Genomic DNA, 23,010 nt, shown 5'->3' with positions numbered 1-23,010 from the left:
CCAACGGCTCCCGAGCGCTGCCCAAGCTTTAGCAACATTAACATCAGCGATTCAATATTCGAGTAATACTACCAAGGAAATAATATGAGCCTGAACAGCCTGCAGGAAAAGTTGCAAAACAGCCCCGACACCATCGAATTCAGCGAGGTCATGGCGGTGATCGATACCCTTTATGATTTTACCCCCACCGCCTTTACCAATGGCGATGTCAGCAATGAAGCCGGGCAGAATAACGGTTCTTGCAAGCTGCTGGCCTTTGCACGGCAGCAGGGCCTGAGCGAGCAACAAACCCTGGCCTGCTTCGGCGCCTTCTATCGGCACGATGTGCTGCAACATCCCGCCGGCAGCGATCATCAGAATATTCGCAACTTTATCAAAACCGGCTGGCCGGGCGTTGCATTTGCCGGTCAGCCATTGACTTCCAAAGCATAAGCGGAAGGATATCCGTCATGGCCGGTACCAGCCTGTTAACCCTGCTCGATGATATCGCCACCATACTGGACGACGTGTCGCTGATGACCAAGGTTGCGGCCAAGAAGAGCGCCGGGGTGCTGGGCGACGATCTGGCGCTCAATGCCCAGCAGGTGTCCGGGGTGCGGGCCGAGCGTGAGCTGCCCGTCGTCTGGGCGGTGGCCAAAGGCTCGTTGCGTAACAAGCTGATCCTGGTGCCGGCGGCCCTGCTGATCAGCGCCTTGGCCCCCTGGGCCATCATCCCCCTGCTGATGCTGGGCGGCACCTTCCTCTGCTTCGAGGGGGTGGAAAAGTTGGTGCATTCCTTCGGACGGCATGAGGCCGACCACACCAGGCTGGCCGAGATAGACGAGTCGGTCGATATGGTGGTGTTTGAGCAGGATAAGATCAAAGGCGCTATCCGAACCGATTTTATCCTGTCGGCCGAGATCATAGTGATTACCCTGGGGACGGTGGCCGGGGGGGGCTTCGGCCAGCAACTGGCGGTGCTGGCCGGCATCGGGCTGCTGATGACCATAGGGGTTTACGGCCTGGTGGCGGCTATCGTCAAGCTGGATGATGCGGGGTTGTATCTGAGCCGGAAGACGGGCATGGTACGCGGCCTGGGGCTGGCCATGCTCTCGGCCTGTCCGTACCTGATGAAAGGCCTGTCCGTGGTGGGCACTGCGGCCATGTTTCTGGTCGGGGGCGGCATCCTGCTGCATGGCATCCCGGGTGCCGAGACGCTGATCCATCAATGGGCGCAGCATGTCCAGAGTATACCGCTGGTAGGCGGTGTCCTGGCTTGGCTGGCGTCCCCCCTGCTGAACGGTATCGGCGGCATGCTGGCCGGTGCCCTGGTGCTGCTGTTGGTGAAGGGGACAGGCCGGCTGAAGCTGCGGTTCAGGGGGTAATAAATATCCCATTCCCGCGTACTAATACTTGTCAGTTAAGAGTAAAACGGGATTAATTAGCTTCCTGCCGACACGCCGTAAACCCGTCCTTGGGGCTCTGCTGCACCATTTGACCGCCATGGATGGCGGAAATGTCGAAAACGCAGGAGCATTTTTCGACCCTGGCGCAGAAGGTTGGCTTGAAAGCCAACCAACTCCGTTAACTGATCGGCATTACTTCCCGTGGACCCGCTTACAGCTTGCCGTGGGTTAGGTTTCAAGCTGACAAGCCATTGTCAGAACAAGTTCTGGCCCACAACTTCCCCATTCCCTAACCCCGTTTATTGATGCTCAGTGCCCGGCGGTTACGGTACCAGGCCAACAGGTTGCGGCTGCGGTAACTGAGCAGGGCGAGCAGGATCAGCAGGCAGCCGATAATTTTTTGCATCGGCATCGGCTCCTGATACCAGAACACGCTGATCAAGACAGTCCACACCGGCTCCAGCATCATGATGATGGCTGCATTCGCCACATTGCTGTGCTTTTGGCCCATGCTCTGACAGACAAAGCGCAACGAGGTGGCGAGCAGCACGCTGGCGGCAAACCAGCCCCAGATATGGGGGGGCACCTGGTCGGGCCAGCTTTCCAACAGGACGGAGTAAAGCAGGTTCATCACTCCGGTCACCGCCAGTTGAATGCAGGTGAGTGCCATGGGCGGGATGCGTCGGGCAAAGCGGCTGTTGAGGTTGAAATACAGGGCCATGGTCAGGGAGGCCAGTAAAAACAACAGCTGACCCGCGGATAAACTGAGTCCCGAGCCCATGGTCAGTAGCAACAGACCGGTGACGGCGATGGGCAGGGCCAGCCAGAACTGGCGGGTCGGCCGCTCCTTGAACAACAGCCAGGCGAGGGGCGGGACCATCAGCATCGACAAGCTCATGATAAAGGCGCCTTCACCTATTCCTTTGCTGTGCGAGACCGCCTGGATCCAGAAGATCAGGTTCAGGGCCATCACCAGCCCGACTGCGGCGGCCTTGAGCAGGTTTGTCCTGGGGATGGCAAGTAACTGCCGGTAGCAAAACGGCAGTAGCAGCAGGGCGGCCAGCACGAAGCGCCAGCCGACGAAGCCGGCGGGGGGCAGGCCCTGGATCGCTTCTTTGGAAAACAGCCAGCCGGCGGATGCCAGCAGGGTTGCGGATAAAATGAACAGATCACCGCGCCGTTCTGGCAGCATAGGTGGACCCCGGAATTAAAGAGACAGAAAATGGATAAGGCGGGCCGGTTTGTCGATTTACTTATCAGCGGTCCGCGCCCAATTGGCCATGGCAGTACAATCGTTTACTACTCTATGTTATTTAGCCGGTCTTTTACACTCAACATCTATGCCGGCTACCTGTTTCGACGGTAAACTTTTAAACAGCGGTTTCTGATTGTGCTACAGATCCGGCCGCAATCACGCCATGCATTATAGTGGGTTCTGCCGTACCATTGGCCGTCAGGAATGACGGCAAGGCCGGAACGGCAGGAGCATTGTCCGGTCAGGGTACACAGAGCTGCTAATCGGCCTGCGACCGGGAGTCGAAATGTCGCGCTGTTAAAATCAGTCGGCTAAGTGAGCAGAAAATCAAGGTGCGCTAAAAAGCCAGCCATGAGCACGAAACGAGGTGTTGGCCGGGTTGGAACAGGTTATGATGATTTCAGTTGTTTCTTCGGCAGGGCAAGTCTGGCTAAAAAACAATTGGAATCCCATGTAGAGTGCCGAATTCACCGCAGACATCATATATACATATGGGCATCGTATGCCGTGGCCTTCGTATTGGCACCCGATAATGCCTTCAAATAAAAATAATTAAATTGGTTTTACTATGTCGTTAAATATTCTGGTTATTGATGATGATATTAAAGTTGGGAATCTAACCAAGGTATTACTGAAGAAGAAAGGTCATCAGGTTGCCCACTTTACGGAGCTGCATTCGGCCATGGCGGCCTTTGCTACCACTCAGGTTGATTTGGTTATTCTGGACCTCCATCTTGGAGCTCAGGGTGGGATTGATGTATTGCAGTATCTGTCCCGGGTTTCGGTCAAGGCACCGATTTTGATCATGAGCTCCTGTGACACCCGCACCGCCAATAGTGTGATTAATGTGGGACGGGCCTGCAATTTGAATATGGTGGGTTTTCTGCCCAAGTCGCAGACGGTTGAGGAGCTGGTGGCGCTGGTTACCCAGTTCGATCGGGTTGCTCACCCGGTCGATGATGACTCCCTGACTCATGCCTTGGAAAACGACCAGTTTTTCCTGATGTATCAGCCCAAAATTGATTTACGCGATGGCGGCCTGGTCTCGGTTGAGGCGTTGTTGCGCTGGAAAGATCCCGAGCAGGGAATCATCACCCCGGATCATTTCATCAGCATGGCTGAAAAAAGTGGCCATATAGATCCCATTACCTGGAAGGTGATGGACATGGCCCTGGCACAACTCGCCTGCTGGCAGGCTCGGGGTATGGAGCTGACCATGGCTATCAATATGTCGGCGGTGCTGCTCGCCAAGCCCGACGTCAGCGAGATTGTTCAATGGTTGCTGGCTAGCCATGGCATAGCTCCCAACAAGCTGATCCTGGAATTGACCGAGACGGCCGGGCTGCACAACCTGATGCCGGCGCAGGACGCCATCACCCGTTTACGTGCCATGGGCGTGGAGTTGTCACTGGATGATTTTGGTACCGGGCATGCCTCATTTACCCAGCTGTATCAGATCCCCTTTTCCGAAATCAAGGTGGATCGCATGTTTGTCGGCCGCATGCCGGAAGACGACCATGCTTGTGCCATTGTCGAGGCCATCGTTGGGCTCGGGAAATCCCTGGGCATAAGGGTCGTAGCGGAAGGCATAGAGCGGCAGCAACAGCTGGAACAGCTTAAGGGGTTGGGTTGTGAGGTCGGGCAGGGGTACCTGTTTGGCCGGCCGATGTCGCCGGGGGACATCGAACAGCGGTTTATGCACGGTTAAAAGGAGCCAGGTGTGCATCATTGAGCCGCTGTCCGTGCCGGTATGCTGTCTTGGGTATGGGCGCAACCTTCCGTTCGGCGGCGTAGCCGGTCGCCCTTGACTCGGCCTTTGTTCCTGCTCCTGATACCCTATTGCGCTTGCGAGCGTGCCTGTGCGCATTTAGACTTCCCCCTCTTTCACCTTGCCGGCCGCCGTGCCGGCGAGGATGCACGTTACCCGCGACAGAGCCGGCCCATGGTGGCCGATGGGACACAGACAGGAGTACCTTGGCGTTATGACGAGCGATAACGGCGGCACCCGCTTAAACAAGTTCATCAGCGAAACCGGCATCTGTTCACGCCGTGAAGCTGACCGTTTAATCGAACAGGGCTGCGTAATGGTCAATGGCCAGGTGGCCGGTATGGGCGTCAAGGTATCGGATACCGACCAAATCAAGGTAAACGGCAAGCCTCTGCGTGCCAAGCCCAAAGCCGTGTATCTGGTCTACAACAAGCCGGTAGGTATTACCTGCACCACGGATCAGGCTATTCCCGGCAATATCGTCGATGCGGTGAACTATAAGGCGCGGATTTTTCCCATCGGTCGGCTGGACAAGCCCTCATCGGGGCTGATCTTGCTGACCAATGACGGCGATATCGTCAATAAGATACTGCGGGCCGGCAATGCCCATGAAAAGGAATATGTGGTCTCGGTCGATAAACCCGTTACCGATGATTTTATAAGAAAAATGTCGGCGGGCGTACCGATCTTGGATACCGTGACCAAGCCCTGCAAGGTTAAAAAAATTAGTTCAAACAGCTTCAATATCATTTTGACCCAGGGATTGAATCGCCAGATCCGGCGGATGGCGGAGTATCTGGGCTTTAATGTTACCAGCCTCAAGCGTATCCGGATCATGAACATCAGCCTGGGGGGATTGAGGGCGGGCCAGTGGCGGGAAGTCAGCCCCGAAGAGCTGGCCATCATCAACGGCATGCTGCAGGGGTCCAGTAAAACCGAGGAGGCCTCGGTGCTGGATGTACCCAGGGCGGCCAGGAAAACGCCGCGCCCCCGGCATAAAACGGAGTACGCCGGGGCAGGTCCGCGGACCCCAGCCCCCGGTGGCCGCACGGGAGCCGGTCAGGGACGCAAAAAACAGCAACAAGCGGGCAGGGGCGGGGCGTACCGGTCAAAGGCACCCGCCGGCAAATCACGCTGACTGTGCGGAGCTTCGTTCAGCGAGCATGTTCCGACAGGGTCTTTTCCAGCAGGGTGCGCATCCTGTCGTCGAAGGCCACCAGGTAAACCTGCCGCAGGCTGTGCGCCTGCCGGCTGAATGCATGAATGGTGGTCACGGCGATACGTGCCGCCTGTTCCAGCGGGTAACCATAGACGCCGCAGCTGATGGCGGGGAAGGCGATGCTGTGCAGCCCCTGCTGTTCGGCCAGTTGCAGGCTCTGCCGGTAGCAGGAGGCGAGCAACTCCGGCTCCTGTTGATGACCACCGTGCCAGACCGGACCCACGGTATGGATGATGAAGCGGGCCGGCAGGCGGAACCCCGGGGTGAGCTTGGCCTGGCCGGTGGCGCAACCGCCCAGGGTTTTGCAATGGGCCAGCAACTCCGGGCCGGCGGCCCGGTGAATGGCGCCATCCACGCCGCCGCCACCCAGCAGGCTGTGATTGGCGGCATTGACGATGGCATCGAGCTGCAGGTGGGTGATGTCTGCTTCGATAATCTGGAGTTCCAGCGGCTTTCGGGTGTTTGTCATGTTCCCTCCCAGTCTTGGGCTTTTGCCAATCTCAGGTTGTGCTAGAATGTGCCCACTTTTCTATCCGGATAAGGATTCCCATGAAGGTAATCGAAGGGCAAATCGCCGCGCCCAAGGCCAAAGTGGCGATCGTGGTCGCCCGTTTTAACAGTTTTATTAATGATAGTCTGGTGCAGGGAGCGCTGGATGTGCTCAAGCGTCAGGGCCAGGTAGCCGATGATAACATCACCCTGATCCGGGTGCCCGGCGCCGTAGAAATCCCCCTGGTCTGTAAGAAGCTGGCCAAAACCGGCAACTATGACGCCATCATTGCCCTGGGCTGTGTGATCCGGGGCGGCACCTATCATTTTGATCTGGTGGCTAACGAAAACAGCAAAGGCCTGGCCGCGGTGATGATGGAGCACGAAATGCCCATCGCCTTCGGGGTATTGACCACCGAAAATATTGAACAAGCCATAGAGCGCGCTGGTACCAAGGCGGGTAATAAGGGCGCCGAGGCGGCCCTGAGTGCGCTTGAAATGATTAACGTCCTGCACGAGCTGGACTAAGAGGAGTACTGCATTGAAACCGTCTGAACGTCGTAAAGCCCGCCGTCTTGCCACCCAGGCCATCTACCAATGGCAAATGACCAAGGATAACGTGGCCGATATTGCCCAGCAGTTTATGCTGGAGCAGGACACCAAGGGCGTGGATCTGGATTATTTCCGTGATCTGCTGTTTGGGGTATCGGTACATTCAGTCGAACTGGATGGGGTGTTTTCACCTTATTTATCCCGTCCGCTGGCCGAGCTGGACGTGGTGGACAAGGCGGTGCTGCGGTTGGCCACCTACGAGCTGACCCGGCGTCAAGACGTGCCTTACCGGGTGGTTATCAATGAGGCCATAGAGTTGGCCAAGTCATTCGCTGCCGAAGAGAGCCATAAATTTGTCAATGGCGTGCTCGACAAGGTAGTCCGGCAGTTAAAAAAATAACAAAATAAATCGGGAAAAAGCCAGCTGTTGCTGGCTTCATTTTTTATGAATGAATTCGACATAATAAAACAATATTTTACTACCGACAGCGGCCGCAAGGATGTGGTGATGGGCCCGGGGGACGATTGTGCCCTGTTGCAAGTCCCGCCCCAGACCCTGTTGGCGGTGAGCACGGATACCCTGGTCAGCGGGGTGCATTTTTTCGCCGATATGGACCCGGTCGCCCTGGGCCATAAGGCGCTGGCGGTCAACCTGTCGGATCTGGCGGCGATGGGCGCGGATCCGCGTTGGGTATCGCTGGCACTGACCCTGCCCAGGGTCGATGAAGCCTGGATCAAGGGCTTTTGCGCCGGCTTTTTTGAGCTGGCGGAATATTACAACGTCGCCCTGGTCGGTGGGGACATGACCCGCGGACCCCTGTCGATCACCGTTTCGGTCAAGGGTACCCTGCCCGAAGGCAAGGGACTCAGGCGCAGCGGTGCCAAGGTCGGTGACGGCATCTATGTCACCGGAACCCTGGGTGACGCGGCCCTGGGGCTGAAGCAGGCGTTGGGTGAACTCAGCGTGCCCGAGCCTTACCGGGAATTTGTCCGCAACAAGCTGGAACATCCCCATCCGCGTATCCTGGTGGGCCAGGCGCTGCGCGATATTGCCTCCAGTGCCCTGGATATTTCCGATGGCCTGGCGGGCGACTTGAATCATATCCTGGCGGCTTCCGGGGTGCGGGCCCAGCTGGATCTGGAAAGCCTGCCGCTTAGCGAAGCCATGACCGCCTCTGTGACTCAGGAGCAGGCCTGGCAGCTGGCACTCAATGGCGGCGATGATTACGAGCTGTGCTTTACCGTGCCGGGCGTGCACCGGGGACAACTGGAAACCGCCTTGTCTCACTGCGGCGTCAAGTTTACCCAGATCGGCCGCATCGGTTTCGGTGAGCCCGGGCTGGAGTTGCTCAATAACGGCAAGCCTTACAGCATGCCGCTACACGGCTGGGACCACTTTCGGGGGGCCTCATGAGAAAGCCGGAGCTGGCCCCGCTCAGGCTCAGCAATCCCCTGCACCTGCTGGCCCTGGGCTTCGGCGCGGGGCTGAGCCCGGTGATGCCGGGCACCATGGGCACGCTCGCCGCCGTGCCCCTGTACTGGTTGATACAGGGGTTGCCGCTGGGCTGGTATCTGGCCCTGCTGGTGGTGGGGTTTATTGCCGGTATCTGGATTTGCAATGCGGCCACCAAGGCGATAGGCCGGCACGATCACGGTGCCATTGTGTGGGATGAGATCATCGGCTTCGGCATCACCATGACGGCGGCCCCTGCCGGCTGGCAGTGGGTCCTGGCCGGTTTCGTGCTGTTCCGCTTGTTCGACATCGTCAAGCCCTGGCCGATCCGCTGGTTCGACCGCCGCATCCATGGCGGCTTCGGCATCATGCTCGACGATGTGATTGCCGGGATCTTTGCCTGGCTTTGTCTGCAGGGATTGGCCCTGTTCCGGTAGCCAGCCAGGGCCTCCTCCTTTACTTGACCTTCAGGCATCCCTTCTGCCAGCGGCAGAGGGGGTGCCTGTCGCGTTTCCGATCCCTTTATTTAACAATATGTTAATCGGCAGGCCGTTGCCGAGCCGATGCCCCGAAGCCCCCGAGCATGATTTTAATGGCGATAATTTGGTCATAAACTCTGCATTAATAATATATATTGAAATTTATTACTGGGAATGTGACGTGGCTCCATATATCTGCTGTTCCGTTCGGGGGGCTGCTTAGTCTAGAATACTTTCAAATGTTACTTTTTTGTTATTTTCTCCTTCGGGAGAAAAATGACAAATCAGGTCTATATTTGATGGGCCAGTGGTCGGGAATAGCATTGCCGATGCTGGCCCTGGCCTGTGATCCGACGGTAAGTAATTGATTTGTCGTTGGAATAAGGATGCGGTATCGGGGGTAGCCCCGAATAAGGATAACCATGGCCCTGCTAGAAGTTAAAAATCTACGGATAGAGTACCCCTCCCGCCGCGGCGTGATGGCCGCGGTCGATGATCTGTCTTTCGCCATAGAGAAAGGCGAGATCCTGGGGGTGGTGGGGGAGTCCGGCGCCGGCAAATCCACCATCGGCAATGCGGTGATCGACCTGCTCAGCCCCCCCGGACGCATCGCCAGCGGCGACGTCTATCTCGATGGCGAGCCGATTTCCGGCTTGGGTCCGGCCGCCATCAGGGAGATCCGTGGCAGCCGCATCGGTTTTATCTTTCAGGATCCCATGACCTCGCTGAACCCGCTGTTTACGGTGGAATATCAGCTGGTCGAAACCCTGCTGGCCAATACCGGGCTGACCCGGGAGCAGGCCAGGAGCAAGGCGATTTCCCTGCTCGACGCGGTGGGCATTCGCGAGCCGGAGCTGCGCATCAAACAATACCCGCACCAGTTTTCCGGCGGCATGCGCCAACGGGTGGTGATCGCCATTGCCCTATCCTGCGATCCCGAGCTGATTATCGCCGATGAGCCCACGACCGCGCTGGATGTGTCGATCCAGGATCAAATCCTCACCCTGATCCGCAGCCTGTGCAAGGAACGCAACGTGGGCTGCATGCTGGTCACCCATGATATGGGGGTAGTATCGAATGTTACCGATCGGGTGGCGGTGATGTACCGTGGTCACCTGGTGGAAATCGGCGCCACCGAACAGGTGCTGGGGTCTCCCGCGCATGCCTATACCCGCAGCCTGATCTCCGCAGTGCCCCGTTCCGATGTCAAGTTGCGGCGTTTTCCCCTGGTGTCGTACATCGAGGATGCCAAGGAGATGAGCCCGCTCGACCTGAAACATCATTGGCTGGGGCAAAGCCAGGATCAGCGCAGCTATCAGGGCGCCCTGCTGCGCGTCGAGCACTGCAACCTCAGGTTCGTCACCAAGGATTCTTTCTTCGCCTCCCGCCGGGAATACCTGCAGGCCACCAATGATGTCAGCTTTGAGATCAACGAGGGCGAGACCTTCGGCCTGGTAGGGGAGTCCGGCTCCGGCAAGTCGACCATCGCCCGTGCCATCACCGGCCTGTATCCGCCCGACAGCGGCAAAATCTGGTTCGAAGGCATAGAGCTGACCGCCATCGAGAGCGACCAGCAGCGTCGTCCCCTGCGCCGGCAGATGCAGATGGTATTCCAGAATCCCTATTCTTCCCTCAATCCCAGGATGCGGGTGGCCGATATCATCGCCGAGCCGATCCGTTTCCACCGGCTGGCCGGAAACGAGGCGCAAATTCGCCAGATAGTGGCGGATCTACTCGACCATGTGGGCCTGGGCAGCCATGCCGGGGTCAAGTATCCCCACGAGTTTTCCGGTGGCCAGCGCCAGCGCATTTCCATTGCCCGGGCGCTGGCCACCCGCCCCAGGCTATTGATCTGTGATGAGCCGACCTCCGCCCTGGATGTTTCTGTGCAGGCACAAATATTGAACTTGCTCAAGGACTTGCAGGATGAGCTCAAGCTGACCATGTTGTTTATCAGCCATGATTTACCGGTGATCCGGCAGATGTGCGATCGGGTCGGGGTGATGAAAAAAGGCACCCTGGTGGAAGTCGCACCAACCGAGCAGTTGTTTACCGCCCCCGGCCATCCCTACAGCCGGTCGCTGATCTCCCTGATGCCAGAGTTCAAGGGGATGTCGCGCGCAGGCCTGGATATTTCGGGTGTGGCCGTTGGCCAAAGCTAACCATGTTGATGGAGTGTTAAATGAAAAAAGGATTCAATAAGATAACCGCCGCCCTGGTTGCCGCCGGTTTCGCGCTCAATGTTCAGGCTGCCGATATTACCATCGCCTATGATGCGGATCCGGTGTCCATGGATCCCCATGAGCAGCTGTCGGGCGCCACCCTGGAGATGTCGCACCTGCTGTTCGATCCCCTGGTGCGCTGGACCAAGGAATTTGAGTTTGAGGCGCGGCTGGCGGAAAAGTGGGAGCGTGTCGACGACACCAGGGTGCGCTTTCACCTGCGCCAGGGCGTCAAGTTCCATTCCGGCAATGAGTTCACCGCCGATGACGTGCTGTGGACCGTCAATCGCCTGAAAGGCTCTCCCGATTTCAAAGCCATTTTCGAGCCGATTGCCGAGGTGGTAAAGGTGGACGAGCACACCATAGAGGTGGTGACCAAGGGGCCCTATCCGCTGGTGCTGAACACGGTCACCTATATTTTCCCGATGGACTCCAAGTTTTACAGCGGCACCACCGAGGATGGCAAGGACAAGGCCGACGTGGTCAAGCATGGCGGCTCCTTCGCCTCCACCCACACCTCGGGCACCGGGCCGTTCAAGCTGATCTTCCGGCAACAAGGCGTTAAGGTCGAGTACGAGCGCAATCCGGATTACTGGGACAAGCAATCGCCGGGTAACGTGGACAAGATGACCCTGGTGCCGATCAAGGAAGACGCCACCCGGGTCGCGGCCTTGCTGGCCGGCGACGTGGATTTCATCAAGCCGGTGTCGCCCAACGATCATGACAGGGTCAAGTCGGCCGATGGCGTCAAGCTGGTGACCCTGCCGGGCACCCGCATCATCACCTTCCAGATGAACCAGGACAGCTTCGAGCCGTTCAGGGACGTGCGGGTGCGTCAGGCAGTCAATTACGCCATCAACCAGGACGGCATAGTGCAGCGGATCATGCGGGGGTTTGCCACCACCGCCGGCCAGCAGCCCCCCGCCGGCTATCTGGGTCATAACCCCGAGCTTAAGCCCCGGTTCGACCTGGACAAGGCCAAGGCGCTGATGGCCGAGGCCGGTTATCAGGACGGCTTCAAGATCAGTATGATCGCCCCCAACAACCGCTATGTGAATGACTTCCGCATCGCCGAGGCGGTCAAGGCCATGCTGGCGCGCATCAATGTCGATGTGGATCTGAAAACCATGCCGGTGGCCCAGTACTGGCCCGAGTTCGACAAATGCGCCGCCGATATGCTGATGATCGGCTGGCACTCGGATACCGAGGACAGCGCCAATTTCTCTGAATTCCTGACCATGACCCGCAATGCCGAAACCGGCCGCGGCCAGTATAACTGCGGACACTATTCCAACAGCGAAGTGGATGGCCTGATTGAGTCGGCCAACCTGGAAACCGATACCGCCAAGCGGGAAGCCATGTTGCAGCAGGCCGAGAAAATACTGTACGACGATGCCGCCTTCGTGCCGCTGCACTGGCAGAACCTGGCCTGGGGGGCTCGCGACAAGGTACAGGCCGAGCCCATCGTCAATGCCATGGACTTCCCCTACCTGGGCGACCTGGTGGTGAAGGAATAACGTTGCTGCGGGGATTCGGGAGCAGGGGCTGGAGGGCCCCGATCCCTATTCCCCAAACCCCATTCCCGGTTCCCCGAAGTTGGAATAAATCATGTTGACGTTTTTACTAAAGCGGCTATTCCAGGCCCTGATTGTGATGTTTGTGATCAGCCTGGTCGCCTTCTCGATCCAGGATCACCTGGGTGACCCCCTGCGCGAGCTGGTGGGCCAGTCGGTGTCGGAAGAGGTCCGGCAGCAGATGCGCACCGAGTTGGGGCTGAACGATCCCTTTATGGTCAAATACGGCCGTTTTATCGGTAATGTGCTGCAGGGGGATTTCGGTACTTCCTATTTCTTCAAGAAGCCGACCCTGGAAGTCATTTTCGAGAAACTGCCGGCGACCCTGGAGCTGGTGTTCTGTGCCAGCATCATCATCATCGTGCTGAGCATACCGTTGGGCGTTTATTCGGCGATCAAGCCCAGATCCCTGTTGTCCAAAGTCATCATGGGCGTCAGCATCATCGGCATTTCGGTGCCCGTGTTCCTGACCGCCATCCTGCTGATGTATGTGTTCTCCATTGAACTCGGCTGGCTGCCGGCCTACGGCAGGGGCGTGGTCACCAGCCCCCTGGGGTGGGACTCGGGGCTGTTCAACTGGCAGGGGATCCGCAACCTGATCCTGCCGAGCATCGCCCTGTCTTCGATCATGCTGCCGCTGTTTATCCGCCTGGTGCGTTCCGAGATGCTGGAGCAGCTCAGCGCCGAGTATGTCAGGTTTGCCTGGGCCAAGGGGCTGGATAAATACCGGATCTGGTTTATCCACGCCCTGAAGAACACCCTGTTGCCGCTGATCACCGTCGGCGGGGTGCAAATCGGCACCATGGTGGCCTACACCATACTCACCGAAACCGTATTTCAATGGCCGGGCATCGGACTGCTGTTCCTGGAGGCCATCACCCGGGTCGATACGCCGCTGATCACCACCTATGTGATCTTCGTCGGTTTTATCTTCGTGGTGACCAACACCGTAGTGGATCTGATCTATGGCCTGGTGAATCCGACCGTCAACCTGGCCGCCAAGGGGTAACGCATGACTACAGTAGCCAGCCCAAGCCGTTGGGCCCGTTTTAAACAGTCGGATTTTATCTACCATTTTCTGCGCGACAAGGTCGCCATGGTCAGCTTCGCGGTGTTCGTGGCGCTGGCGGCGGCGGCGTTTCTGTCGCCGCTGATCGCCCCCCACAACCCCTATGATCTGGCGACCATCGACATCCTCGATTCAGAGTTGCCGCCATCTTGGCTGGACCAGGGGGATGAGCGCTTTTGGCTGGGTACCGATGTGCAGGGCCGGGATATCTTCAGTACCATCCTCTATGGCTCGCGGATCTCGCTGATCATCGGCCTGGGTGCTGTGGCGCTGCAGCTGGTTATCGGCATCATAGTGGGCCTCTGTGCCGGCTACTTCGGCGGCCGGGTCGACAACCTGCTGATGCGCGTCGCCGACGTGCAGCTGTCGTTCTCCACCATGATGGTGGCCATCATCGTCTCGGCCCTGTTCCAGGCCACCTTCGGCTCGGACTTTTACTCCCGGTATGCGGTACTGATGCTGGTGGTGATCATCGGCCTGGCGGAATGGCCCCAGTACGCCCGTACCATAAGGGCAACGGTATTGGCGGAGAAGAAAAAGGAATATGTGGAGGCCGCGCAGGTGATGGGCTTTCGGGCGGTGCGCATCATGTTCCGCCATATCCTGCCCAACTGCCTGTCACCGATCCTGGTGATCTCCACGGTACAGGTGGCCAATGCCATCATGAGCGAGGCGGCCCTGTCTTTCCTGGGGCTGGGCATGCCGGTGGATAAGCCGTCGCTGGGGTCGCTGATCAGCATGGGCTTCAGCTATATCTTCTCCGGCTCCTGGTGGATCACCGCCTTCCCGGGCATCTACCTGGTGGTGCTGGTGCTGGTGATTAACCTGCTCGGCGACTGGCTGAGGGATGTGTTCAACCCCAAGATTTACAAGGGGTAGCTGTGGGGGCGTCGACCTCGGCGCGATAATGATTGCCATGGCCTACGGCCAATTTGTGCTCGTTCCTGCGCTCCGCGTAGGAACGCCGAACGGAACGAGAGGGCACCCAGGTGTGCGCCAATTAATTCGGCGACATCCGCTGGCCGGTATGGACTGTGCCGGTTCTGGGGTAACATTCAGGCTCTGAAATTGATGGCGTCATGGTCCGTGCCTTTTGCAGGAGAACGCCGTGAAATCATCTGACTCAAGCTGTTACCGACCTACTGCTAAATAACTGTTCCTAATTGTGCTATAGAAATCAGGCTCGAACGCAGACATGCCGCAAACCCATCCTTGGGGGCTCTGCCGCACCATCCCCGGCGCGGAGGGTCTGCTTATCGAATCCTGATTTCTGTTTTGATATGTAGCGGTATTTGTATCAGTTATTTAGTTGCCGGTTTGTTCGCGGGGGCCGACTATAAGGTTGCCGGCGGCAGTCTGTTTTATATTGCCTCAGCACGGCCAACCAAAGGGTTACAACGCCGACTCCTAACCGGAATGAGCCTCGTCTGCCGGACTGTTCAAATTGCCCTCGTTCATGCGCCAACCCTGCATTGCGCCCGGCCGGCTCTAATGTATAATATGCGCCCAAGTAACCTGATGTGCGGTGTGTCAGTACTTTCGCATGCTCCGTCTACTTCTTAAACCTATCATTAAAGTTGAATCATGACCGAATTATCCAAATACAGAAACATCGGTATCTTCGCTCACGTTGATGCGGGTAAAACCACGACCACCGAACGTATCCTCAAGCTGACCGGTAAGATCCATAAGATCGGTGAAGTACATGATGGTGAGTCCACCACCGACTTCATGGAACAGGAAGCCGAGCGCGGTATTACCATCCAGTCTGCAGCCGTCAGCTGTTTCTGGAAAGACCACCGCTTTAACGTTATCGACACCCCTGGCCACGTTGACTTCACCGTTGAAGTATATCGTTCGCTGAAAGTGCTCGATGGCGGTATCGGTGTATTCTGTGGTTCTGGCGGTGTTGAACCTCAGTCTGAAACCAACTGGCGTTATGCCAACGAATCTGAAGTTGCCCGTATCATCTTCGTAAACAAGCTGGACCGTATCGGTGCCGACTTCCTGCGCGTTGTTCAGCAAACAAGAGACGTGCTGGCTGCCAACCCGGTGGTGATGGTGCTGCCCATCGGCCGTGAGGACGAGTTCAAGGGTGTGGTTGACCTGCTGACCCGCAAGGCCTACATCTGGGACGAAAGCGGTGAGGCCGAAAAATACACCATCGAAGACGTACCGGCCGACATGGTCGACATGGTTGAAGAATACCGTGAAAAACTGGTCGAAAGCGCCGTCGAGCAGGACGACGACCTGATGGAAGCCTACATGGAAGGTGAAGAACCCTCCATCGAAGACATCAAGCGTTGTATCCGCAAGGGTACCCGTACCATGGCCCTGTTCCCGACCTACTGTGGTTCTGCATTCAAGAACAAGGGCATGCAGCTGGTACTGGACGCCGTAGTTGACTACCTGCCTGATCCGGTAGAAGTCGATCCTCAGCCCCTGACCGACGAAGAAGGTAACGAAACCGGCGAATACGCCATCGTTGATGCCGACGCTCCCCTGAAAGCGCTGGCGTTCAAGATCATGGATGACCGTTTTGGTGCCCTGACCTTCGTACGTATTTACTCCGGCCGCATCAAGAAGGGTGATACCATCCTCAACAGCGCTACCGGCAAGACCGAGCGTATCGGTCGCATGTGCGAAATGCAGGCTGACCAGCGTAATGAGCTGGAATCGGCGCAAGCGGGTGACATTATCGCCATCGTTGGTATGAAGAACGTGCAGACTGGTCACACCCTGTGTGATGTCAAGCACCCCTGTACCCTGGAAGCCATGGTGTTCCCCGAGCCGGTTATCTCTATCGCAGTAGCGCCAAAAGATAAAGGCGGTTCTGAGAAAATGGGTATCGCCATCGGCAAGATGATTGCTGAAGATCCCTCATTCCGCGTGGAAACCGATGTTGATTCAGGTGAAACCATCCTTAAGGGCATGGGTGAACTGCACCTGGACATCAAGGTAGACATCCTCAAGCGTACCTACGGTGTTGAACTGATCGTGGGTGAGCCGCAGGTTGCCTACCGTGAAACTATCACCGCCGAAGTGGAAGACAGCTACACCCACAAGAAGCAGTCTGGTGGTTCCGGCCAGTACGGCAAGATCGACTATATCATCCGTCCTGGTGAAGCCAACACCGGTTTCGTGTTCAAATCATCGGTTGTGGGTGGTAACGTACCCAAGGAATTCTGGCCAGCGGTCGAGAAAGGTTTCGCCAGCATGATGAATACCGGTACCATCGCCGGCTTCCCGGTGCTGGACGTTGAATTCGAACTGACAGACGGTGCTTACCATGCCGTTGACTCCTCAGCCATCGCGTTCGAAATCGCAGCCAAAGGCGCCTTCCGTCAGTCTATCGCCAAAGCCAAGCCGCAATTGCTTGAGCCTGTGATGAAAGTTGACGTGTTCAGCCCGGAAGACAACGTGGGTGACGTCATCGGTGACCTGAACCGTCGTCGCGGCATGATCAAGGATCAGAACGCCGGCGTTACCGGTGTCCGCGTCAAGGCTGACGTACCCCTGTCAGAAATGTTCGGTTACATCGGTTCGCTGCGTACCATGACCTCTGGTCGTGGTCAGTTCTCCATGGAGTTCTCACACTACACAGCTTGTCCGGCCAACGTATCTGAAAAAGTTGTTGCTCAGGTTAAAGAGCGCAAAGAAGCTGAAGCCAAGCGGTAATTCTGGTTTCAAGACGCTGGTTTTTTGATAAAACCGCTGCCCAGGCAGCGGTTTTTTTATGGGTGAACATCACCACGGCAATCCCCCCTGAGTGTGGAGGGCTGCTCAGGATGGCAGAGGGCAGCCGTTGGCTGCCCTCTATTTTTATGTCTGCTTAAGCGCGGGACAGCGATTGAAAAACCAGGCCATCAGGACGGCGGGTATGCCGGTGATGGCGCCAATTATCGCCAGCTACAGGTTGGTGAACGGTATCGCGTTTCCTCCCGGCAAGGCGACACAGAGGCCGGCGATAATCAACAGCAGGTGGATCGGCCATTGCAGGAGCTGATGGCGACAGAAATCGCCGACCAAGACCAGAAACCCGCATGACCGCAGTCCCATTTCATCTGTAATGCCGGGCCGAGGTATTGCATCGGGCCGGCAATACCGTTTTCTGTGAAGCGATCATTCGCTCGATAGGGGGGGGATATGGTGGTCAAGGGGGTGGGAACCTTCAAGCTGCGACACCGGAAGTAGTGCCCTGGGATCCTGGCCATCCAGGATGCCAGGGCATTTTTTATTATTGTCAAACCCGGAAACCCTCGGCTGCCGCCGAACCTCATGTGCCTCTGTCGGTAACGGGTCGTTGCTTATGCCGACCCGGAGACGCCTTCCTCTTCGGCAAACATCGCTTTGATTTCATCCATCACGCTTTCCGCCACCGGGGTAGGGGAGAAGTGATGGGAGTGGGCCATCACCAGCCTCTGCGACGGCAGCTCATTCGAGATAGGTCGGCAGACCAGGGTTGCGCCGTCATAGGTCAGATCCGAGGCGGGCCTGGTGATCAGCACCGACACCCCCAGACCGTGGGCCACCATGCCGCGCACCATTTCCAGCGACGTGGTCTTATAGGCGATATTCGGCTCCAGCTGGTATTGCCAGAAGGGGGACATCAGAAACTCCCGGCTCAGGGGCAGATCTATCTGGATCAGGTCTTCTTGCGCCAGTTCTTCGAGCGTGACGCTGTCCTGCCGTGCCAGCGGGTGTTCCGGCGGTAGGGCAGCGTAGAATTGGTATTCCTTGAGCAGCTCAACCTGGGGCCGTTCGGTCATGCCCAGATCGTAGGTCAGGGCCAGTTCGACCTGACCGGTGTCGAGCATGCGGCTGACCGAGCTGAGGTCGCCTTCGCGCAGCTGGATCTCGACCCTGGGCAGCCTGCTTCTCAGGCGCCGGAGCAGCCTGGGAACATAGGAGGGTCCCAGGGTGGTGAAGTAGCCGATGGTGATCTGGCCGCGCAGCTGGCCGCCCGCATCCTGGGGTTCGACGAACATTTCCGCCCTGGACAGCAGGGCCCGCGCCTCTTCGAGTTTACCCAGGCCGAACGGGGTGATTGACAACCCTCTGGGCGGGTTGCGGATAAACAGCTCGGCACCCAGTTCGGCTTCCAGGTTGCGCACGATAAGCGATACCGCCGGCTGTGACAGATGCAGGTTGCGGGCGGCGGCGGCGGTACCGCCGCACTCGGCGACCGCCACGAAAACCTTGAGTTGGTGAAGCGTAATCACTATCAGAAAATTATATATTTAATATTTGTAACTACTATTTTACACAATACTTACAGGCTGACAAACTCGAATTCAACCAAAGAACGAATGAGAGAGTGCTCCGACCATGGAACCGAATAGCAAGCGCCAGCCCCTCGCGGGGATCAAGATAGTCGACCTGACCCGGGTATTATCCGGTCCCTTCTGTACCGCCCTGTTATCGGATCTGGGCGCCGACGTCATCAAGGTAGAGCCGCCGGCGGGGGATGAATATCGCCATGTCGGTCCCTTCAAAGCGGGGGAAAGCGCCCTGTTCACCCTGATGAACCGCAATAAGAAAGGGGTGGTGGCGGATCTTAAAAATAGCGGGCACCTGGCCCGGGTGCTGGAGCTGGCGCGCGACGCCGATGTCTTCGTCGAGAATTTCAAACCCGGTGTGGCCGAACGCCTGGGATTGGGTTACGAGTCGGTCAGGGCGGTTAACCCGGACATCATCTATGCCAGCATCTCCGGCTTCGGGCAGAGTGGCGAGCACAGCCAGCTGCCGGCCTATGATCTGGTGGTGCAGGCGATGTCCGGCATGATGGCGATTACCGGCGAGGCGGACGGCGAGCCGACCAAGGTCGGCGAGTCCATTGCCGATCTGGTGGCGGGTCTGTACGCCTCCTGGGCGATCCTGGCCGCCCTGTTCGACCGTCAGCGCGGCGGCACCGGTGTGCACCTGGATATTGCCATGCTGGACTGCCTGTTCTCGCTGATGCCGACCCCGGTCGCCCAGTGGATGTTTGGCGGCCAGGCGCCGGGGCGGGTCGGCAATCGTCACCCGCTGTCCACCCCCTTTGGCGCCTTCAACGCCCGGGATGGGCGGGTGATTATCGCTGTGCTCAACAACCGCCAGTTCGGCGCCCTCTGCGGCGCCATGGCGCAGCCGGCCATCGCCGAGGATCCCCGTTTCTGCTCCGATGAAGAGCGTACCCGCCATGAGCCGGAACTACGGGTCCTGATAGAAACCTGGCTTGCCGGGCACAGTGTCGAGTCGGCCATCGCCGCCCTGGCCGGTGCGGGGATACCGGCGTCACCCGTGCTGGAGATGGGGGAGGCACTGGCGCGCGCGCGGCACGGCGAACGCCAGTTGTTGCCGACCCAGCAGCATCTCCGTCTCGGGGACATTCCCATCATGATTCAACCGATCCGGGCCAGTGGCTGGCAGACCCTGGCCCCCCGGACGGCACCGACCCTGGGCGAGCACAACGGCGAGCTGTTCGGCCAGGCCATCCACACCTGACGCAACCGGTCCCGGGTTACCGGGCCGAAAATCAACAACACCAATCGTATATCAGCCGATTTTTCCGGTGAGGGCCCGTTGCGCCCGAAAATCCCCCGACGCCCTGCTGGACAGGGGAGATCCGCCGGGATCGGCACAGCAAGGAGGGAGTAACAATGAATATTACGGTCACCGACGATGACCTGATGTTGTCCGACGCGCTGCAACGCTTTTGCCAGGAGGTGATAGCACCGGCGGCGGCGGAGGTCGACGAGCGCAGCCTGTCGGCAACCTGCCACCGACCGGCGCTGTCCGAAATCGGCATCATGGGGATGAACCTGCCGGAAGCCTATGGCGGCACCGGGGTGTCCGCCGTTGCCCTGTATCTGGCGGTCGAACACCTGGCGGCGGCCTGTGGCTCCACCGCCTCCATGGTCACGGCGCACTTTCTGGCCACCGATTCCATCCTGCTGGGCGGCACCGAGGCGCAGAAGCAGGCCTGGCTGCCCGATGCCGCGGCCGGGCGCAAGCTCGGCGGTTTTGCACTGACCGAACCCAGCGCAGGGTCGAACCCCGCCGCTATGCGCACGGTGGCGGAAAAAACCGCAAACGGTTACCGCATCCGCGGCGTCAAACATTTCATTTCCAATGCCGCCGAGGCGGACTTCCTGGTGGTGTACGCCAAAACCGACAAGAGTGCCGGTCATCGCGGTATCAGTGCCTTTATCGTCGACCGGCACTCGGCCGGGATCGAGGTCAGCCCTCCCGAACGCACCATGGGCCTGAAGGGCGGCCACGTCTTTGAAGTGGCGCTGGATTGCGAGGTGCCGGCCGGGAACCTGCTGGGGGGCGAAGAGGGCAGGGGATTCCGTACCGCGATGCATGTGCTGGATAACGGCCGGGTCGAAATCGCCGCCAGCTGTACCGGTATCGCCCGTGCCGCCTACCAGGCCGCCCTGTTCTGGGCCAAGACCCGTGAGGTCAACGACCACCCCATCGCCGAGTTCCAGGGCCTGCAGTGGATGATTGCCGATATGGCGACCGAGCTGGAAGCGGCGCGCATGTTCGGCCTGAAGGCGGCCACCAGGCGTGAGCAGGGGGAGCGTTTTTCACAGGAGTCGGCGATGGCCAAGCTCTACGCCTCGGAAGCGGCCGGGCGCATTACCGACAAGGCACTGCAGATCCACGGCGGTTACGGCTATACCCGCGAAATGCCGCTCGAGCGCTATGTCCGCGATGTGCGCATCATGCGCATCTATGAAGGCTCTTCCGAGGTGCAGCGCAACATTATCGCCCGCACCGTACTGCAGGACTGAGGACAGGCGGGTTGCCCGCCTCCCGTTAATGGACGGAGGTTTTTGAAATGAAGGTTCTGGTTACCGTTAAAAGAGTGATTGATTACAACGTCAAGGTACGCGTCAAGGCGGATCACAGCGGCGTGGATCTGAGCAACGTCAAGATGGCGCTCAATCCCTTCTGCGAGATTGCCGTCGAGGAAGCGGTCCGGCTGAAGGAGGCCGGTACGGCCACCGAGGTGGTGGTGGTGTCCATCGGCCCGGCCGCCGTGCAGGAGCAAATCCGTGCGGTGCTGGCGCTGGGTGCCGACCGCGGTATCCATATCGAGACAGAGGCCGACCCCGAACCCCTGTCGGTGGCCAAGCTGCTGGCCAAGGTGGTGGCCGCGGAACGGCCGGGCCTGGTGATCCTGGGCAAGCAGGCCATCGATGCCGATAACAACCAGACCGGCCAGATGCTGGCCGCGCTCACCGGCATGGGCCAGGGCACCTTCGCCTCGGCAGTCAAGGTGGAGGGCGATGAGCTCCTGGTCACCCGAGAAGTCGACGGCGGTTTGCAGACCCTCGGCCTGCGGCTGCCGGCGATCGTCACCACGGATCTACGCCTCAACGAGCCGCGTTATGCGACGTTGCCGAACATCATGAAGGCGAAGAAAAAACCGCTGGAGGTCAGGGCTCCGGCAGCGCTGGGCGTCGAGCTGCGCGCTTATAGCCAGGTGCTGAAAGTGGAACCGCCGGCCGATCGCCGGGGGGGCATCAAGGTGGCTTCGGTTGAGGAGCTGGTCGACAAACTGAAAAACGAAGCGAAGGTGATCTGATGAGCATCCTGATTGTTGCGGAGCATGATAACGGCAGCCTGAAACCGGCCACCCTGAACACTGTCTCGGCTGCCGCCCAAATTGGGGGCGACATAGACATACTGGTGGCCGGTGCCGGCTGTCAAACCGTCGCCGAAGCCGCCGCCAGGGTCGCCGGCGTCTCCCGGGTATTGCTGGCGGATAACGCGGCCTACGGTCATCAGCTGGCCGAGAACCTGGCGCCGCTGGTGGCCCATCTGGTGCAGGAAGGGGGCAGGGACTACGGCCATATACTGGCGCCGGCCACCACCGCCGGCAAGAACCTGCTGCCGCGCGTCGCCGCGCTGCTGGACGTGGGCCAGCTGTCCGATGTCGTCGGTGTCGACGGCACCGATACCTTCAAGCGGCCGATCTATGCGGGCAATGCCATAGCCACCGTCAAATCCCTGGACGGGGTCAAGGTCATCACGGTGCGCACCACCGCCTTCGAGGCCGTGGCCACCACCGGCGGTTCGGCGGCGATTGACACCCTGGATGTGGCCTATGACACCGGGCTCTCCCGTTTTATCGATGAACAGCTGGCCAAGTCCGACCGTCCTGAGCTGACCGCGGCACGCATCGTCATCTCCGGGGGGCGCGGCATGGGTAACGGAGAGAACTTCGCCCTGATCGCGCAACTGGCCGACCGCTTGGGCGCCGCCATCGGTGCCTCCCGTGCCGCCGTCGACGCCGGTTTCGTACCGAACGATATGCAGGTCGGCCAGACCGGCAAGATAGTGGCGCCGGATCTCTACATCGCCGTCGGCATTTCCGGCGCCATCCAGCACCTGGCGGGTATCAAGGGGTCTAAGGTGATAGTCGCGATCAACAAGGATGAAGAGGCACCGATTTTCCAGGTGGCCGATTACGGCCTGGTGGCGGATTTGTTTGAGGTGCTGCCACAACTGACCGCCCGGCTGGCGTGATAAAGGCCGGGACAACCAGGAGC

At 58.8% G+C, this 23,010-nt stretch carries 20 protein-coding genes; 17 read left to right on the top strand and 3 right to left on the bottom strand.

The window, feature by feature from the left end:
- The first annotated feature begins 84 nt into the window (after positions 1 to 84).
- Both ABD806_RS08005 and ABD806_RS08000 read left to right on the top strand, forming a co-directional pair.
- Positions 85 to 432 (top strand): HopJ type III effector protein, encoded by a 348-nt coding sequence (locus ABD806_RS08005; RefSeq protein WP_344956673.1) that lies wholly within the window; start codon positions 85 to 87, stop codon positions 430 to 432.
- A 17-nt stretch (positions 433 to 449) separates the two neighbouring features.
- The gene (locus tag ABD806_RS08000; RefSeq protein ID WP_344956671.1) at positions 450 to 1,364 is read left to right on the top strand and encodes a DUF808 domain-containing protein; all 915 of its coding nucleotides are present in this window, start codon (positions 450 to 452) and stop codon (positions 1,362 to 1,364) included.
- Positions 1,365 to 1,674: 310 nt separating this feature from the next.
- Here the strand turns inward: ABD806_RS08000 and ABD806_RS07995 are convergent, their stop codons facing one another.
- Positions 1,675 to 2,577, bottom strand: a complete 903-nt coding sequence (locus ABD806_RS07995) for a DMT family transporter (protein ID WP_344956669.1) — start codon at positions 2,575 to 2,577, stop codon at positions 1,675 to 1,677.
- Between the two features lie 631 nt (positions 2,578 to 3,208).
- Between ABD806_RS07995 and ABD806_RS07990 the strand changes: the two genes are divergently transcribed.
- Entirely contained in the window at positions 3,209 to 4,348 is a 1,140-nt protein-coding gene (locus ABD806_RS07990) for an EAL domain-containing protein (RefSeq protein ID WP_344956667.1), read from the top strand.
- A gap of 274 nt (positions 4,349 to 4,622) precedes the next feature.
- Complete coding sequence (gene rluF / locus ABD806_RS07985) at positions 4,623 to 5,546, top strand: 23S rRNA pseudouridine(2604) synthase RluF (RefSeq protein ID WP_344956665.1); 924 nt, start codon at positions 4,623 to 4,625, stop codon at positions 5,544 to 5,546.
- A 16-nt stretch (positions 5,547 to 5,562) separates the two neighbouring features.
- On the opposite strand, the gene ABD806_RS07980 is transcribed toward rluF, so the two are convergent.
- Entirely contained in the window at positions 5,563 to 6,096 is a 534-nt protein-coding gene (locus ABD806_RS07980) for an O-acetyl-ADP-ribose deacetylase (protein ID WP_344956663.1), read from the bottom strand.
- 80 nt (positions 6,097 to 6,176) lie between these two features.
- Here ABD806_RS07980 and ribH point away from each other — a divergent pair, with 80 nt between their 5' ends.
- From ribH to fusA, 9 genes are all read left to right on the top strand, one after another.
- A complete protein-coding gene (gene ribH / locus ABD806_RS07975; protein ID WP_344956661.1) occupies positions 6,177 to 6,644 on the top strand; it encodes a 6,7-dimethyl-8-ribityllumazine synthase in 468 nt (155 codons plus the stop codon).
- 13 nt (positions 6,645 to 6,657) lie between these two features.
- The gene (nusB, locus tag ABD806_RS07970; protein WP_344956658.1) at positions 6,658 to 7,068 is read left to right on the top strand and encodes a transcription antitermination factor NusB; all 411 of its coding nucleotides are present in this window, start codon (positions 6,658 to 6,660) and stop codon (positions 7,066 to 7,068) included.
- A 45-nt stretch (positions 7,069 to 7,113) separates the two neighbouring features.
- On the top strand, positions 7,114 to 8,082 hold the full coding sequence (gene thiL, locus ABD806_RS07965) for a thiamine-phosphate kinase (protein WP_344956656.1): 969 nt from the start codon (positions 7,114 to 7,116) through the stop codon (positions 8,080 to 8,082).
- A complete protein-coding gene (locus ABD806_RS07960; protein WP_344956654.1) occupies positions 8,079 to 8,558 on the top strand; it encodes a phosphatidylglycerophosphatase A family protein in 480 nt (159 codons plus the stop codon). Before thiL ends, ABD806_RS07960 begins: the two co-directional genes overlap by 4 nt.
- Before the next feature lie 464 nt (positions 8,559 to 9,022).
- Positions 9,023 to 10,762 carry an ABC transporter ATP-binding protein gene (locus ABD806_RS07955; RefSeq protein ID WP_344956651.1) on the top strand — a complete coding sequence of 580 codons (1,740 nt, stop codon included), beginning with the start codon at positions 9,023 to 9,025 and terminating at the stop codon, positions 10,760 to 10,762.
- 20 nt (positions 10,763 to 10,782) lie between these two features.
- Positions 10,783 to 12,339 (top strand): ABC transporter substrate-binding protein, encoded by a 1,557-nt coding sequence (locus ABD806_RS07950; protein WP_344956649.1) that lies wholly within the window; start codon positions 10,783 to 10,785, stop codon positions 12,337 to 12,339.
- A gap of 91 nt (positions 12,340 to 12,430) precedes the next feature.
- On the top strand, positions 12,431 to 13,405 hold the full coding sequence (locus tag ABD806_RS07945) for an ABC transporter permease (protein ID WP_344956647.1): 975 nt from the start codon (positions 12,431 to 12,433) through the stop codon (positions 13,403 to 13,405).
- A 3-nt stretch (positions 13,406 to 13,408) separates the two neighbouring features.
- Positions 13,409 to 14,344, top strand: a complete 936-nt coding sequence (locus ABD806_RS07940) for an ABC transporter permease (RefSeq protein WP_344956645.1) — start codon at positions 13,409 to 13,411, stop codon at positions 14,342 to 14,344.
- Between the two features lie 705 nt (positions 14,345 to 15,049).
- Positions 15,050 to 17,143 (top strand): elongation factor G, encoded by a 2,094-nt coding sequence (gene fusA, locus ABD806_RS07935; protein ID WP_344956641.1) that lies wholly within the window; start codon positions 15,050 to 15,052, stop codon positions 17,141 to 17,143.
- Between the two features lie 629 nt (positions 17,144 to 17,772).
- Here the strand turns inward: fusA and ABD806_RS07930 are convergent.
- The gene (locus tag ABD806_RS07930; protein ID WP_344956639.1) at positions 17,773 to 18,687 is read right to left on the bottom strand and encodes a LysR family transcriptional regulator; all 915 of its coding nucleotides are present in this window, start codon (positions 18,685 to 18,687) and stop codon (positions 17,773 to 17,775) included.
- Positions 18,688 to 18,793: 106 nt separating this feature from the next.
- Between ABD806_RS07930 and ABD806_RS07925 the strand changes: the two genes are divergently transcribed.
- The 4 genes from ABD806_RS07925 (at position 18,794) to ABD806_RS07910 (ending at position 22,987) form a co-directional block, all read left to right on the top strand.
- Entirely contained in the window at positions 18,794 to 19,951 is a 1,158-nt protein-coding gene (locus tag ABD806_RS07925) for a CaiB/BaiF CoA transferase family protein (RefSeq protein ID WP_344956637.1), read from the top strand.
- Positions 19,952 to 20,106: 155 nt separating this feature from the next.
- Complete coding sequence (locus tag ABD806_RS07920) at positions 20,107 to 21,246, top strand: acyl-CoA dehydrogenase family protein (protein ID WP_344956635.1); 1,140 nt, start codon at positions 20,107 to 20,109, stop codon at positions 21,244 to 21,246.
- Positions 21,247 to 21,293: 47 nt separating this feature from the next.
- Entirely contained in the window at positions 21,294 to 22,043 is a 750-nt protein-coding gene (locus ABD806_RS07915) for an electron transfer flavoprotein subunit beta/FixA family protein (RefSeq protein WP_344956633.1), read from the top strand.
- The gene (locus ABD806_RS07910; RefSeq protein WP_344956631.1) at positions 22,043 to 22,987 is read left to right on the top strand and encodes an electron transfer flavoprotein subunit alpha/FixB family protein; all 945 of its coding nucleotides are present in this window, start codon (positions 22,043 to 22,045) and stop codon (positions 22,985 to 22,987) included. The genes ABD806_RS07915 and ABD806_RS07910 overlap by 1 nt, the downstream gene beginning before the upstream one ends.
- Positions 22,988 to 23,010 lie beyond the last annotated feature (23 nt).

Origin of the sequence: Zobellella aerophila (assembly GCF_039539325.1) — a bacterium.
In the GTDB taxonomy this organism is placed as follows: domain Bacteria; phylum Pseudomonadota; class Gammaproteobacteria; order Enterobacterales; family Aeromonadaceae; genus Oceanimonas; species Oceanimonas aerophila.
The sequence above is the reverse complement of the archived record's forward strand: the minus strand, read 5'-3'. Positions and strand labels throughout refer to the sequence as shown.

What these genes read in the sequence shown, in the direction of transcription:
- ABD806_RS07920 (WP_344956635.1), top strand. Translation starts at nt 20,107, where the DNA reads ATGAATATTACGGTCACCGACGATGACCTGATGTTGTCCGACGCGCTG.
- ABD806_RS07990 (WP_344956667.1), top strand. Translation starts at nt 3,209, where the DNA reads ATGTCGTTAAATATTCTGGTTATTGATGATGATATTAAAGTTGGGAAT.
- ABD806_RS07940 (WP_344956645.1), top strand. Translation starts at nt 13,409, where the DNA reads ATGACTACAGTAGCCAGCCCAAGCCGTTGGGCCCGTTTTAAACAGTCG.
- ABD806_RS07910 (WP_344956631.1), top strand. Translation starts at nt 22,043, where the DNA reads ATGAGCATCCTGATTGTTGCGGAGCATGATAACGGCAGCCTGAAACCG.
- rluF (WP_344956665.1), top strand. Translation starts at nt 4,623, where the DNA reads ATGACGAGCGATAACGGCGGCACCCGCTTAAACAAGTTCATCAGCGAA.
- ribH (WP_344956661.1), top strand. Translation starts at nt 6,177, where the DNA reads ATGAAGGTAATCGAAGGGCAAATCGCCGCGCCCAAGGCCAAAGTGGCG.
- ABD806_RS07950 (WP_344956649.1), top strand. Translation starts at nt 10,783, where the DNA reads ATGAAAAAAGGATTCAATAAGATAACCGCCGCCCTGGTTGCCGCCGGT.
- ABD806_RS07980 (WP_344956663.1), bottom strand. Translation starts at nt 6,096, where the DNA reads ATGACAAACACCCGAAAGCCGCTGGAACTCCAGATTATCGAAGCAGAC.
- ABD806_RS07915 (WP_344956633.1), top strand. Translation starts at nt 21,294, where the DNA reads ATGAAGGTTCTGGTTACCGTTAAAAGAGTGATTGATTACAACGTCAAG.
- ABD806_RS08005 (WP_344956673.1), top strand. Translation starts at nt 85, where the DNA reads ATGAGCCTGAACAGCCTGCAGGAAAAGTTGCAAAACAGCCCCGACACC.
- thiL (WP_344956656.1), top strand. Translation starts at nt 7,114, where the DNA reads ATGAATGAATTCGACATAATAAAACAATATTTTACTACCGACAGCGGC.
- ABD806_RS07960 (WP_344956654.1), top strand. Translation starts at nt 8,079, where the DNA reads ATGAGAAAGCCGGAGCTGGCCCCGCTCAGGCTCAGCAATCCCCTGCAC.
- ABD806_RS07945 (WP_344956647.1), top strand. Translation starts at nt 12,431, where the DNA reads ATGTTGACGTTTTTACTAAAGCGGCTATTCCAGGCCCTGATTGTGATG.
- ABD806_RS07995 (WP_344956669.1), bottom strand. Translation starts at nt 2,577, where the DNA reads ATGCTGCCAGAACGGCGCGGTGATCTGTTCATTTTATCCGCAACCCTG.
- fusA (WP_344956641.1), top strand. Translation starts at nt 15,050, where the DNA reads ATGACCGAATTATCCAAATACAGAAACATCGGTATCTTCGCTCACGTT.
- ABD806_RS08000 (WP_344956671.1), top strand. Translation starts at nt 450, where the DNA reads ATGGCCGGTACCAGCCTGTTAACCCTGCTCGATGATATCGCCACCATA.
- ABD806_RS07955 (WP_344956651.1), top strand. Translation starts at nt 9,023, where the DNA reads ATGGCCCTGCTAGAAGTTAAAAATCTACGGATAGAGTACCCCTCCCGC.
- ABD806_RS07925 (WP_344956637.1), top strand. Translation starts at nt 18,794, where the DNA reads ATGGAACCGAATAGCAAGCGCCAGCCCCTCGCGGGGATCAAGATAGTC.